Raw genomic sequence first — 13,014 nt, forward strand, 5'->3', positions numbered from 1 at the left:
GTCAATCGTCCGCAGATGCTTCTGCTGGGTGAAATATATTCGCCAGCCCTTTATAGTGGCCGATCACCCTCATTTTTACCCCGTAGCCAGATAAGTAGCCGAGCCACCATGTCCGAGCCACGTCAGATTCTCGTCACCAGCGCCCTGCCCTATGCCAATGGATCGATCCATCTTGGCCATATGCTGGAGTACATCCAGACGGACATGTGGGTGCGCTTCCAGAAGCTGCGCGGCAACCAGTGCATCTATGTCTGCGCCGACGACGCCCACGGTTCGGCGATCATGCTGCGCGCCGAGAAGGAAGGCATCACGCCGGAACAGCTGATTGCCAACGTCCAGGCCGAGCACAGCAGCGACTTCGCCGACTTCCTGGTGGACTTCGACAACTTCCACTCCACCCACAGCGAAGAAAACCGCGAACTGTCCAGCCTGATCTACACGCGCCTGCGTGAAGCCGGGCACATCGCCACCCGTTCGGTGACCCAGTATTTCGACCCGGAAAAGGGCATGTTCCTCGCCGACCGCTTCATCAAGGGCACTTGCCCGAAATGCGCGGCCGAAGACCAGTACGGCGACAACTGCGAAAAATGCGGCGCCACCTACGCGCCCACCGAGCTGAAAAATCCCAAGTCGGCCATCTCGGGTGCCACCCCGGTACTGCGTGATTCCCAGCACTTCTTCTTCAAGCTGCCAGACTTCCAGGCCATGCTGCAGCAGTGGACCCGCAGCGGCACCCTGCAGGACGCGGTCGCCAACAAGCTGGCCGAATGGCTGGACTCGGGCCTGCAGGAGTGGGACATCTCCCGCGATGCGCCGTACTTCGGCTTCGAGATCCCGGGCGAGCCGGGCAAGTACTTCTACGTGTGGCTGGATGCGCCGATCGGCTACATGGCCAGCTTCAAGAACCTCTGCGCACGCCGCCCGGAGCTGGATTTCGATGCCTTCTGGAACCAGGACTCCAAGGCCGAGCTGTACCACTTCATCGGCAAGGACATCGTCAACTTCCACGCCCTGTTCTGGCCAGCCATGCTCGAAGGCGCCGGCTTCCGCAAGCCGACCGCGGTCAACGTACACGGCTACCTGACCGTCAACGGCGCCAAGATGTCCAAGTCGCGCGGCACCTTCATCAAGGCCCGCACCTACCTCGACCACCTGCAGCCGGAATACCTGCGCTACTACTACGCGGCCAAGCTGGGCCGTGGCGTCGATGACCTCGACCTGAACCTCGAAGACTTCGTGCAGAAGGTCAACTCCGACCTGGTCGGCAAGGTGGTCAACATCGCCAGCCGCTGCGCCGGGTTCATCCACAAGGGCAACGAGGGCGTGATGGTAGCCGGCGATGCCGCGCCAGAGCTCACCGAAGCTTTCCTGGCCGCCGCGCCGTCCATTGCCGAAGCGTATGAAGCGCGCGACTTCGGCCGCGCCATGCGCGAAATCATGGCACTCGCCGACCGTGCCAACGCCTGGATCGCCGACAAGGCACCGTGGTCGCTGGCCAAGCAGGAAGGCAAGCAGGATGAAGTGCAGGCCATCTGCGCCCAGGGTATCAACCTGTTCCGCCAGCTGGTGATCTTCCTCAAGCCTGTGCTGCCGGTGCTGGCCGCCGACGCCGAAGCGTTCCTCAACGTGGCGCCATTGACCTGGAACGACCACCTGTCGCGCCTGGAAAACCATGCGCTGAACCCGTTCAAGGCGCTGATGAGCCGCATCGAACTGGCCAAGGTCGAGGCCATGGTCGCTGCCAGCAAGGAAGACCTGCTGGCTGCCGAAGCCAAGGCCCCGGCGGGCAATGGCGAGCTGACCAAGGACCCGCTGTCGGCGGAGATCGAGTTCGATACCTTCGCTGCCGTCGACCTGCGCGTGGCGCTGATCGTCAAGGCCGAAGCCGTGGCGGGTGCCGACAAGTTGCTGCAACTGACCCTGGACATTGGTGACGAGCGCCGCAATGTGTTCTCCGGGATCAAGTCGGCCTACCCCGACCCGTCCCAACTCGAAGGCCGCCTGACCATGATGGTGGCCAACCTCAAACCGCGCAAGATGCGCTTTGGCGTGTCCGAGGGTATGGTCATGGCTGCGGGCCCTGGCGGTGAGGAAATCTACCTGCTGAGCCCGGACAGCGGCGCCAAGCCAGGTCAACGCATCAAGTAAGCTCCCTGCCCCGGCCCTCGTGCCGGGGCATTGCTTTCAGCCCTTGGTGACCGGACCCTCGCCACGATTTCCGGCTATCGTCATGCCATGAACGACTACATTCTGGTGTTGGTCAGTGCCGCGCTGGTCAATCAACTGTGCCTGCTGCAACAGCCCGTTCCCAGGCTGCACGTGCATGTGCACGGCCTGGCCTGCGCATTGTGCATTGCCCTGGGCGTGATCGGTGGTCAGCTGCTGGTGCGCGCAGTGCTTGTGCCGCTGCAGGCGCAGGACTTTGTCCTGTTTCTGCTGTTGCCATGGCTGGCGCTGCTCGCCTGGGGCGTACCGCAATTGCTGGCCGTGTGGCGTCCGGCCTGGGCCATGGTGGGTCGACCGACACTGCTACTGGGAAATGCCGCAGTGTTGGGCCTGGCCCTGCAGCAGACAAGCAGCGACAGCACATGGCTGGCAACGCTGCTGCAAGCCCTGCTGGCCGGTGCCGGCTTCTGGCTGGCGCTGGCGCTGTTTGCCGACCTGCGCGAGCGCTGTGCCCACGCCGACATCCCTGGCGCACTACGCGGTCTGCCCATCGAATTGCTGGGGGCTGGGATAATGGCCATGGCATTTTCCGCTTTCAACGGGTTGTTCGCACCATGAAAACCGTTCCCGACCCGCGGCTGCGCACCAGCATGGGCCTGGTACTGCTGGCCTGCAGCCCTGGCCTGCTGACGTTGCTGTGGCTGCAAGGCTGGGGAGTGCTGCTGAACCTTCTGCTAAGCGCCAGTGCCGCCCTGCTGTGCGAAGCGTTGCTGGTGGCGGTACGGGCACAACCGCCGGGTGCGGCGCTGAACGATGGCAGCGCGCTGGTAACCGCCGTATTGCTGGCGGCCTCCTTGCCCGCCCTGGCCCCTTGGTGGTTACCCGTGGTTGCCGCGAGCGTTGCCATTGGCATTGGCAAACAGGCCTTTGGCGGTGTCGGGCGCAATCTGTTCAACCCGGCCATGGTCGGCTATGCCTTCGTGCTGCTGAGCTTCCCGCTGCAGATGAACCATTGGCCAGGGCCGGCACCCGGCCTGCTGGACAGCCTGCAACAGGTGTTTGCCGGGGGCGACCAGGTCGATGCCTGGGCCCGGCCGACACTGCTCGACGGCCTGCGCCACAACCGCAGCCTGACCATCGATGAACTGTTCGCCAGTCACCCAGGCTTCGGCAGCATTGGCGGGCGGGGCAGCGAATGGGTGAACCTGGCCTTTCTGCTGGGCGGCCTTTTCTTGCTACAGCGCAGAGTAATCAGCTGGCATGCCCCTGCGGGGTTGCTGGCAGGGCTGGCGCTGTTCAGCCTGCTGGGCTGGAACGGTTCGGGGTCGGACTCCAATGGCTCGCCCTTGCTGCACCTGTTCTCCGGTTCGACCATGCTGGCGGCGTTCTTCATTGCCACCGAACCTGTATCCGGTCCCAGGAGCGAATGGGCCAGGCTGTACTTCGGGGTGGGCACAGGGCTGCTCATCTACCTCATTCGCACCTGGGGCAGCTACCCGGATGGCACGGCCTTCGCCATCCTGCTGATGAACCTCATGGCACCGGCGCTCGACCGCCTGGCCCTGCAGCGCCAGCAGGCCGCTCGATGAACCGCCTGGCGCGCGACGCGGGCCTGTTGCTGCTGACCGCAGCCATTGCTGTGTCCACTACCCTGGCATGGCGGCAGTGGACCCGGCCGGCGATCGTCAGCGCCGAGAAGCAACTGCAAACTCGCCAACGGCTGGCGGTGCTGCCCGCCGGCAGCTACGACAACCAGCCGCTGGACAACCCTTTGCCAACACCTGCTGCACAGCGGCCAGCCAGCCGCGTCCTGGCGGCTTACCGGGCCACCCTGACGGGCAAGCCAAGCGCGATCATTCTGGTCACCCAGGCCCAGGGCTACGCCGGGCCAATCGTACTGAGCGTCGCCATCGCCACAGACGGCCGGTTGATTGCCAGCCAGGTGGTCGAACAGCAGGAAAGCCCGGGGCTGGGGGCACGCCTGGGCGACCCGCAGGTGCACTGGCTGGACCAATTTGCCAATCGCCATCTGGGCGATCACTGGGCGCTTGAACGGGACCACGGTGACTTTGACCAGCTGGCCGGCGCAACCGTGACCTCGCGGGCAGTGATCACCGCCTTGCAGGAAGCGCTGGGCTATTTCGATGAACAACGTGGCGGGCTGCTGGAGGGCGCCGTGGATGAATAGGTTCTACCTGTTGGCTGCAAGCCTGGTGTCCTTGCTGGGCGCCACCCGGACACTGCGCGAAGGTGTCGCCATTGGCTTGTGCGCAGTGCTGACAGCCAGCTTGCACCAACTGTTGCTGACACCGCTGCGCAAGCGGCTGGCCCGTTGGGCGTATGTGCTGGCCAGCTTGCTGCTGCTGGCGGCGTTGCTCACCTGCTTGCAACTGGGGCTGCGTGCCTGGCTGCTACCGCTGGCGATTACCCTCGGCCCCTACCCGCTCCTGCTGTGCCTGCAATGCCTGGCCGTTGACCACCTGCTACCCGAACAAGGCCGCTGGCGCCTGCTTGCCACGCACCTTGGCGCGGTGTTTGCCTGCTGCCTGTTGCTTGGCGCGTGCCGCCAGTGGCTGGCCAACATCACAGATGTACACCTGGCCAACCTGGCCCCCGGCGCGCTGCTACTGCTCGGACTGCTGGTGGCCTTGTACAATCGCCTGCGTCCGGGCCCCGCCCATCCACGCCGTCAAGGAAAGCTCTGATTTCATGAATGCCGCCAAACGCCTGGAGATATTTCGCAGGCTGCACGAAGACAACCCCGACCCCAAGACCGAACTGGCCTACACCACTCCGTTCGAGCTGCTGGTGGCCGTGACGCTGTCCGCGCAATCCACCGACGTCGGGGTCAACAAGGCTACCGCCCGCCTGTTCCCGGTTGCAAATACCCCCGAGGCTATCCATGCCTTGGGTGTTGAAGGCCTAAGCGAGTACATCAAGACCATCGGGCTATACAACAGCAAGGCCAGGAACGTGATTGAAGCCTGCCGGCTGCTGATCGAACTTCACGACAGCCAGGTGCCGCAAACCCGCGAAGCCCTGGAGGCGCTGCCTGGTGTGGGTCGCAAAACCGCTAACGTGGTACTCAATACCGCGTTCCGCCAGCCAGCCATGGCAGTGGATACGCATATTTTCCGCGTCAGCAACCGCACGGGTATTGCCCCAGGCAAGACCGTGCTGGAAGTGGAGAAAAAGCTGATGAAGTTCGTACCGAAGGATTACCTGCTGGACGCTCATCACTGGCTGATCCTGCACGGGCGTTACGTGTGCCAGGCGCGCAAGCCGAGGTGCGGCAGCTGTCGGATCGAAGATTTGTGCGAATACAAGCACAAAACCTCTGACGATTGAGCCAATAGGCAGAAACCACCCAGCACGATTGAAAAAATCTTTTTTACCAACGTCTGCTTTCTGGTTATAAGGACGGCCAATGGCCCCTTGGCTTGGAGCGACTCATGAGTAGCGATAAAGACGACCTGTCGATCGAAGATGATTTTGTTGCCGTAGAGGATGAAGCGGAGCCCCAAGTGGAAACCGCAAAGACCAACCTCAGCAAACGCCGCACCATCGACAACATGCTCGAAGAGCGACGCTTGCAAAAGCAGCTGGCCGATTTCGACTACGATCTGTAGCGCCGGGCCGGCAACCCTGGCAAAGCCTCCCGATTGGAGGCTTTACGGCTTCGCCGTCAGTTCAGTCCTTGCCGCTGTGCCAGTTCGATCAAGTCGACGAGTGATCGCGCATTCAGCTTGAGCAACAACCGCGCCTTGTAGGTACTGACCGTCTTGTTGCTGAGGTACATGCTGTCAGCGATTTCCTTGTTAGAACGCCCCCGGGCCAGCTGCTGCAATACGGTCATCTCGCGCGCCGAGAGGCGGTTGACCATGTCCGTCTCGCTACCCCCTCCCCTGCCACGTGACGCATGCAAGGCCTGGTTGGGGAAATAGCTGTAGCCCGACAGTACGGCCTTGATGGCGCTCAGCAGCTCGGTCAGCTCCTGTTGCTTGCATACATACCCCGCAGCCCCCGCCTGCATGCAGCGCATCGAAAAGTTGCCGGGCACCTGCGATGTCAGCACCAGTACCTTGCTCTTCGGACTGAAAGTCGCAATGCGGGCAATCACCTCCAGGCCATCGAGTTTCGGGATACCGATATCCAGAACCACGATATCCGGCAGGTGTTGCCTTGTCAGCTGCAGCGCAGCCACCCCATTGTCGGTTTCCGCCACGACGTCGTACCCATGCCGCTCCATCAGCATGCGTACGGCCAGGCGTATGACCGGATGATCATCCACGATAAGCACTTTATTCATGCGATATCCATTCATTCATTATTGCTTTGGCACGCCAAGATAACCGACGGGGCGCCTGCTGGCGCGGCGATTTCCGGGCGAAACGGATGAACAGATGAAACCTACATCACTTACAGAAATTTCCTACACACAACGGCAGTAGTTGTAACAACCAACTTCTTTATTACCCAAAAACGGTATCAGTCGGCTGCAACAATGACCCTATTGAACATTCACCTTGATTTGAAGAAGCATCCAACTTCTCAGTCAGAAAAAATACTGCTGCAGAGCATGCTGGCGTCCACACCCGGAAGCGCTCCAGTCTTCAGTTGATTGCACCTCAGAGGTGAAGATGGGCAAAATCGCTGGAGACGGCCCACATGACCCCATCACAACCTGTCGCCCCGCTGACCATCATTGCCATCTTCGCGGGGATCATCGAGGCATCCGCCCTGGCTACACTGCCGTTTCTAAGCGAGTCCAGCCAAAAGCTCTACACTTGGTTCCTGGTAGGCTTCCCGTTCTTTCTGACGGCACTGTTTTTCCTGACGCTGAACTTCAATTACAAGTCGTTCTACAACCCGTCAGCACGTGAAACAGCAACCGACGCCCCCCCGCAATCCAGCGCCGCAGCCACTCCGTCCATCGCCAATAACCCCCAGGAGTCTGCGCATGAGGAGCCTGTCACCTTCACGTTCTCCGGCCCTGACGCCAACCGCCTGATGGAGCAACAGCTGCTGTTTGCGCTTGCCCAGCCAGCCGTGCCAGCGCGCATCTGGCGCTTTTGCAACCTGGATCAACGTCAATGTGTTCAGCTGTCGATCAGCCCACTGGATGCCGATGTGGTAGACCCTGGAAGTTGAAACCGCAGGCCTTTGCGCAGGCAAAAAAAACCCCGGCCAAAGCCGGGGTTCTTGCTACACGCCAATGATCAGAGCAGCGAACGGCCCTTGTTGGCAGCGATGCGCATACGCAGGGCGTTGAGCTTGATGAAGCCGGCAGCATCCGCCTGGTTGTAGGCGCCGCCATCTTCCTCGAAGGTAGCGATGTTGGCATCGAACAGCGAATCGTCCGACTTGCGGCCCACTACGGTGACGTTGCCTTTGTACAGCTTCAGGCGAACAACACCATTCACGTTGACCTGCGAAGCGTCGATCATCTGCTGCAGCATGACGCGCTCCGGGCTCCACCAGTAACCGGTGTAGATCAGGCTGGCGTACTTCGGCATCAGCTCGTCTTTCAGGTGAGCGACTTCGCGGTCCAGGGTGATCGACTCGATGGCCCGGTGAGCCCTGAGCATGATGGTGCCGCCAGGCGTCTCGTAGCAGCCACGCGACTTCATGCCGACATAACGGTTTTCGACGATGTCCAGGCGGCCGATACCGTTGGCACCACCGATACGGTTCAGATCGGCCAGGACGGTGGCCGGGGTTTTCTCGACGCCGTCGATGGCGACGATGTCACCGTTGCGGTAGGTCAGCTCGAGGTAGGTTGCCTGGTCCGGGGCGTTCTCTGGCGAGACGCTCCAGCGCCACATGTCTTCTTCGTGCTCGGTCCAGGTATCTTCCAGGACACCGCCTTCGTATGAGATATGCAGCAGGTTGGCGTCCATCGAGTAAGGCGATTTCTTCTTGCCGTGACGCTCGATCGGGATGCCGTGCTTCTCGGCGTAGTCCATCAGCTTCTCGCGGGACAGCAGGTCCCACTCACGCCATGGGGCGATAACCTTGACACCTGGCTTCAGGGCATAGGCACCCAGCTCGAAACGAACCTGGTCGTTGCCTTTGCCGGTGGCGCCATGGGAAATGGCGTCAGCGCCGGTTTCGTTGGCGATTTCGATGAGGCGCTTGGCGATCAGCGGACGGGCGATGGAGGTACCCAGCAGGTACTCGCCTTCGTAGACGGTGTTGGCGCGGAACATCGGGAACACGAAATCACGCACGAACTCTTCGCGCAGGTCGTCGATGTAGATCTCTTTAACGCCCATTGCCTGAGCCTTGGCGCGGGCCGGCTCGACCTCTTCGCCCTGCCCCAGGTCAGCGGTGAAGGTCACCACTTCGCAGTTGTAGGTATCCTGCAGCCACTTGAGAATCACCGAAGTATCAAGGCCGCCGGAATACGCCAGTACGACCTTATTTACGTCCGCCATGCCATCACTCCACGGGGTTGTACGGAAAGGGATCGATTCTAACGGCCTTGAGGATAAATTTACAGTGGGGCGACAGCTTCTGACGACAAAGCGACAGGAACTGTCGGAAGGGCGACGGGGTTGGAGGGGGCTGATGATCGAGGCACCAGGTGCATGGCTTGGATTGGATGGATGGATGGATGGATGGGATCATGGCCCCAAGGTGCATGCCTTGCCATATTCAGCGGCTGTGAGATCGAGCGCCGGAAATGCTGTGCCGAACACATGGAGGCCTCATTGCAATCCACCTCCATACACCCGGCCCTCCACCCTCAAGGAGCCTTCGCCCCCGGCGCTGCTGCAGCAGGCGCAGGCGCAGCCTGCTCCACCGGTTTCTCTGGCACCACCCCCCGATCCAGCTCGATATTCACCCGCCGATTGCGCGCCCGATTCGCCGCACTGTTGTTCTTCGCAAGCGGGTACCGCTCGCCATGGAAACGCACGGTAATCTGCTCCTGCGCAATCCCATGCGCCGTCAGGTAATCAGCCACGGCCAACGCCCGGCGGCGCGACAGGTCGCGATTGGTCAAACGGTTACCACTGTTGTCCGAGTGCCCATTGAGCTCGACATGGTTAACCGACGGATCAGCCTTCATGTAATCCAGAATCACATCCAGCCGCGCGCGCGCGGAATCATCCAGTTCGATACCCCCCCCCGGGAAGCCCACCTGGGTCTGGCGTACCTGGTCGTAGTTCATCGGCAGGAGCTTGGCAGCACACACCTGGTAATCGCTGTAGGCCTTGGCGAAGCTGACCGGCAACACGCGCACTTCCATCGGCCTGCCCGCCTCACCGGTGTAGTTGCGCACCACCGTGCTGCGGCCATCGAGCAAACCGTTGATCAGGCGGCTGGCCTGACCCTGTGACGAGCTGAACAGCACGCCTGTGCGGGCCAGGCGGACGCTGCCAAGGTTGATATCACCACGCCCGGGCTGCCACGGCGCCGCTGCCGCCAGCAGGCTGGCGTTGCCCGCGCCCAGCACATTGCCGGCCGAGCGCAGCTGGAACACCGGCTGCTCGCCCGCCCGGCGCACGAACTCGCCGCTGCCAAAGCCGTCGATCGGCTGGATCAGGCGGCATTCGAACTGGTCACCTTCAACCTTCCAGGCAATGTTTTCCATGCGCGTCTGGAATGTCAGTGCGCCGGCAGGCAGGCTGGCGAACAGGGTCAACAGGGCTATGTAACGCTGGCGCACGGGCGGCTCCACAAATTCTGACGGCTTACCTGCAGGCTATCGGACGCGTCCCGGAAAACTTGATACCCGTGCTCGCCCGGGGGTTTTCCGGTAGCATTGGCGCTTGAGTTCGACCCGCCTGGAATCCCCAATGTCCGATCGCCTGACCCTCCTGCGCCCCGACGACTGGCACATCCATCTGCGCGATGGTGCCGTCCTGCCCCACACCGTTGGCGATGTGGCGCGTACCTTCGCCCGTGCCATCATCATGCCCAACCTGGTTCCGCCGGTGCGCAATGCCGACGAGGCCGGCGCCTACCGTGAGCGCATCCTGGCCGCGCGCCCTGCCGGCAGCCGCTTCGAGCCGCTGATGGTGCTGTACCTCACCGACCGCACCAGCCCCGAAGACATCCGCGCGGCCAAGGCCAGTGGCATTGTCTACGCCGCCAAGCTATACCCGGCCGGCGCCACCACCAACTCCGATTCGGGCGTTACCAGCATCGACAACATCTTCCCGGCCATCGAGGCGCTGGCGGAAGTTGGCATGCCACTGCTGGTGCATGGCGAAGTGACGCGCAGCGAGATCGACGTTTTCGACCGTGAAAAACGCTTCATCGACGAACACATGCGCCGCGTAGTCGAGCGATTCCCGACGCTGAAAGTGGTATTCGAGCACATCACCACCAGCGATGCCGCGCAGTTCGTTACCGAGGCCCCGGCCAACGTTGGCGCGACCATCACCGCGCAGCACCTGTTGTACAACCGCAACCACATGCTGGTTGGCGGCATTCGCCCGCACTTCTACTGCCTGCCGATCCTCAAGCGCAACACCCACCAGGTGGCGCTGCTGGACGCGGCCACCAGCGGCAACCCGAAGTTCTTCCTCGGCACCGACTCGGCACCCCATGCCCGTCACGCCAAGGAAGCCGCCTGCGGTTGCGCCGGTTGCTACACCGCCTATGCGGCCATCGAGATGTACGCCGAAGCATTCGAACAGCGTAACGCTCTGGACAAGCTGGAAGGCTTTGCCAGCCTGCACGGCCCGGCCTTCTATGGCCTGCCGGCGAACACCGACAGCATCACGCTGGTTCGTGAAGAATGGACCGCGCCGGACAGCCTGCCGTTTGGCGAGCAGACGGTGATCCCGTTGCGCGCTGGCGAAAAGCTGCGCTGGCGCCTGCTGGAGGAAAACGCGTGAGCGAAGACCTCTACGAAGACGACCAGGACACCCAGGGCAACAGCGGTTCGCGTCACCCGATGGCCGAGCGCTTCCGCGGCTACCTGCCGGTTGTGGTGGATGTGGAAACCGGCGGCTTCAACAGCGCCACCGATGCCCTGCTGGAGATTGCCGCAGTCACCATCGGCATGGACGACAAGGGTTTCCTGTTCCCCGAGCACACCTACTTCCACCGGGTTGAACCGTTCGAAGGGGCCAACATCGAACAGGCCGCACTGGAATTCACCGGGATCAAGCTGGACCACCCGCTGCGCATGGCCGTCAGCGAGGAAACCGCGTTGACCGACATCTTCCGCGGCATACGCAAGGCACTCAAGGCCAATGGCTGCAAGCGGGCGATCCTGGTCGGCCACAACAGCAGCTTCGACCTGGGCTTCCTCAATGCAGCAGTCGCGCGCCTTGACCTGAAGCGCAACCCGTTCCACCCGTTCTCCAGCTTCGACACCGCCACCCTGGCGGGTCTGGCCTACGGCCAGACCGTGCTGGCACGGGCCTGCCAGAGCGCCGACATCGACTTCGACGGGCGTGAAGCGCACTCGGCGCGGTACGACACCGAGAAGACGGCCGAGTTGTTCTGCGGCATCGTCAACCGCTGGAAAGAAATGGGCGGCTGGCGCGACTTCAACGACTGAGTTGCCAAACCATTCGCGGGCATGCCCGCGAAGAGGCCGGCACAGAAAGGCACAAAAAAACCGGCCACATGGGCCGGTTTTTTCATGCACGCAGCAATTACAGCTTGCCGGCGTTCTCGCTCAGGTAGGCAGCAACGCCTTCTGGCGAAGCGTTCATGCCTTTGTCGCCTTTTTTCCAGTTGGCAGGGCAGACTTCGCCGTGCTCTTCGTGGAATTGCAGGGCGTCGACCAGGCGCAGCAGTTCGTCCATGTTACGGCCCAGTGGCAGGTCGTTGATGATCTGCGAGCGGACAACACCGTTGGTGTCGATCAGGAACGCGCCACGGAAGGCAACGCCGCCTTCGGACTCGACGTCGTAGGCTTTGCAGATCTCGTGGGTCATGTCGGCAGCCAGGGTGTACTTCACCTGGCCGATGCCGCCGTTGTTGACCGGGGTGTTACGCCAGGCGTTGTGGGTGAAGTGCGAGTCGATCGACACGCCGATCACTTCCACGTTGCGGGCCTGGAAGTCAGGGATGCGGTTGTCCAGGGCGATCAGCTCGGACGGGCAGACGAAGGTGAAGTCCAGCGGGTAGAAGAACACCAGGCCGTACTTGCCCTTGATGGCCGAAGCCAGGTTGAAGCTGTCGACGATCTCGCCATTGCCCAGCACGGCTGGCACGGTGAAATCGGGGGCTTTCTTACCAACGAGTACGCTCATTGTAATCTCCTGATGAGGGTGAAAAACCGTTTGCCGGGCCAGACGGGCTTGCCCGACATCCAACAAAGGCCGACCATCATACACGGCTTCTGATGACAGGCCGAATCCATCAGGCAGTCAACCATCGGTCGCTCAAGCACGGCCCTTTCAGAAAGTCCTTTGACAAGCATTCTCATTAACATTAAGCTCCACCCCATCGACTCAACCAGCGATGGTCAGCCCTTATGTATGTGTGTCTTTGTGTCGGCGTTACCGACGGACAGATCCGCGATGCGATCTATGAAGGATGCTGCAGTTACAAGGAAGTGCGAGCCGCGACCAACGTCGCCAGCCAGTGTGGCAAATGCGCCTGCGTGGCCAAGCAAGTGGTCCGCGAGACCCTGACCGAGCTCCAGGTCAGCCAGGCAGCCCTGCCCTACCCGGTGGAATTCACTGCGGCCTGATTACCCCGAATTTGAAGAACCGGACCTCGTGTCCGGTTTTTTTATGCCTGTAATTCAATAAGTTAGCGTCCCAACGCGGTTCACAAACATTCTTATTCCTATTAATTTTCATTTATTATTCAATAACTTAGGTTTGACACTACTAACTATCGGGCTCAAACTTCACTGTATTGGCACACTTCTAC

15 protein-coding genes are annotated in these 13,014 nt (G+C 61.5%); 11 read left to right on the forward strand and 4 right to left on the reverse strand.

The genetic code is table 11. From position 1 onward, the window contains the following. Positions 1 to 108 precede the first annotated feature (108 nt). The 7 genes from metG (at position 109) to AC5O5I_RS22505 (ending at position 5,795) form a co-directional block, all read left to right on the forward strand. Positions 109 to 2,148 carry a methionine--tRNA ligase gene (metG, locus tag AC5O5I_RS22475; RefSeq protein WP_172227909.1) on the forward strand — a complete coding sequence of 680 codons (2,040 nt, stop codon included), beginning with the start codon at positions 109 to 111 and terminating at the stop codon, positions 2,146 to 2,148. A gap of 87 nt (positions 2,149 to 2,235) precedes the next feature. After that, positions 2,236 to 2,784, forward strand: a complete 549-nt coding sequence (locus tag AC5O5I_RS22480) for an Rnf-Nqr domain containing protein (RefSeq protein ID WP_494511598.1) — start codon at positions 2,236 to 2,238, stop codon at positions 2,782 to 2,784. Continuing rightward, positions 2,781 to 3,755: an RnfABCDGE type electron transport complex subunit D gene (locus tag AC5O5I_RS22485; protein WP_172227913.1), complete on the forward strand. Its 975-nt coding sequence runs from the start codon at positions 2,781 to 2,783 to the stop codon at positions 3,753 to 3,755. The genes AC5O5I_RS22480 and AC5O5I_RS22485 overlap by 4 nt, the downstream gene beginning before the upstream one ends. Then, positions 3,752 to 4,354, forward strand: coding sequence for an RnfABCDGE type electron transport complex subunit G (locus AC5O5I_RS22490; RefSeq protein ID WP_494511599.1), 603 nt, complete (start codon positions 3,752 to 3,754; stop codon positions 4,352 to 4,354). Before AC5O5I_RS22485 ends, AC5O5I_RS22490 begins: the two co-directional genes overlap by 4 nt. After that, positions 4,347 to 4,871 carry an NADH:quinone oxidoreductase gene (locus AC5O5I_RS22495; protein ID WP_494511600.1) on the forward strand — a complete coding sequence of 175 codons (525 nt, stop codon included), beginning with the start codon at positions 4,347 to 4,349 and terminating at the stop codon, positions 4,869 to 4,871. The genes AC5O5I_RS22490 and AC5O5I_RS22495 overlap by 8 nt, the downstream gene beginning before the upstream one ends. A gap of 4 nt (positions 4,872 to 4,875) precedes the next feature. Continuing rightward, on the forward strand, positions 4,876 to 5,514 hold the full coding sequence (gene nth / locus AC5O5I_RS22500; RefSeq protein ID WP_172227919.1) for an endonuclease III: 639 nt from the start codon (positions 4,876 to 4,878) through the stop codon (positions 5,512 to 5,514). Positions 5,515 to 5,618: 104 nt separating this feature from the next. Next, positions 5,619 to 5,795: a PA3496 family putative envelope integrity protein gene (locus AC5O5I_RS22505; RefSeq protein WP_172227921.1), complete on the forward strand. Its 177-nt coding sequence runs from the start codon at positions 5,619 to 5,621 to the stop codon at positions 5,793 to 5,795. Positions 5,796 to 5,851: 56 nt separating this feature from the next. Here AC5O5I_RS22505 and AC5O5I_RS22510 read toward each other — a convergent pair whose 3' ends face one another. After that, positions 5,852 to 6,475: a response regulator transcription factor gene (locus tag AC5O5I_RS22510; protein ID WP_172227923.1), complete on the reverse strand. Its 624-nt coding sequence runs from the start codon at positions 6,473 to 6,475 to the stop codon at positions 5,852 to 5,854. A gap of 359 nt (positions 6,476 to 6,834) precedes the next feature. On the opposite strand from AC5O5I_RS22510, the gene AC5O5I_RS22515 reads away from it, so the two are divergent. Continuing rightward, on the forward strand, positions 6,835 to 7,317 hold the full coding sequence (locus AC5O5I_RS22515) for a hypothetical protein (protein ID WP_494511601.1): 483 nt from the start codon (positions 6,835 to 6,837) through the stop codon (positions 7,315 to 7,317). Positions 7,318 to 7,385: 68 nt separating this feature from the next. On the opposite strand, the gene AC5O5I_RS22520 is transcribed toward AC5O5I_RS22515, so the two are convergent. Both AC5O5I_RS22520 and AC5O5I_RS22525 read right to left on the reverse strand, forming a co-directional pair. Then, on the reverse strand, positions 7,386 to 8,603 hold the full coding sequence (locus AC5O5I_RS22520; RefSeq protein ID WP_494511602.1) for an argininosuccinate synthase: 1,218 nt from the start codon (positions 8,601 to 8,603) through the stop codon (positions 7,386 to 7,388). Between the two features lie 311 nt (positions 8,604 to 8,914). Next, entirely contained in the window at positions 8,915 to 9,838 is a 924-nt protein-coding gene (locus AC5O5I_RS22525; protein ID WP_172285585.1) for a flagellar protein MotY, read from the reverse strand. 130 nt (positions 9,839 to 9,968) lie between these two features. Here AC5O5I_RS22525 and pyrC point away from each other — a divergent pair, with 130 nt between their 5' ends. Beyond that, the gene (gene pyrC / locus AC5O5I_RS22530; protein WP_172285584.1) at positions 9,969 to 11,015 is read left to right on the forward strand and encodes a dihydroorotase; all 1,047 of its coding nucleotides are present in this window, start codon (positions 9,969 to 9,971) and stop codon (positions 11,013 to 11,015) included. A 59-nt stretch (positions 11,016 to 11,074) separates the two neighbouring features. Beyond that, the gene (gene rnt / locus AC5O5I_RS22535) at positions 11,075 to 11,686 is read left to right on the forward strand and encodes a ribonuclease T (protein WP_372242459.1); all 612 of its coding nucleotides are present in this window, start codon (positions 11,075 to 11,077) and stop codon (positions 11,684 to 11,686) included. A gap of 97 nt (positions 11,687 to 11,783) precedes the next feature. On the opposite strand, the gene AC5O5I_RS22540 is transcribed toward rnt, so the two are convergent. Beyond that, positions 11,784 to 12,386 (reverse strand): peroxiredoxin, encoded by a 603-nt coding sequence (locus AC5O5I_RS22540; RefSeq protein WP_012273884.1) that lies wholly within the window; start codon positions 12,384 to 12,386, stop codon positions 11,784 to 11,786. 224 nt (positions 12,387 to 12,610) lie between these two features. On the opposite strand from AC5O5I_RS22540, the gene AC5O5I_RS22545 reads away from it, so the two are divergent. Then, positions 12,611 to 12,829 (forward strand): bacterioferritin-associated ferredoxin, encoded by a 219-nt coding sequence (locus tag AC5O5I_RS22545; protein ID WP_003254947.1) that lies wholly within the window; start codon positions 12,611 to 12,613, stop codon positions 12,827 to 12,829. Positions 12,830 to 13,014 lie beyond the last annotated feature (185 nt).

The sequence above is a fragment of the Pseudomonas sp. 9_2_1 genome (assembly GCF_059295275.1).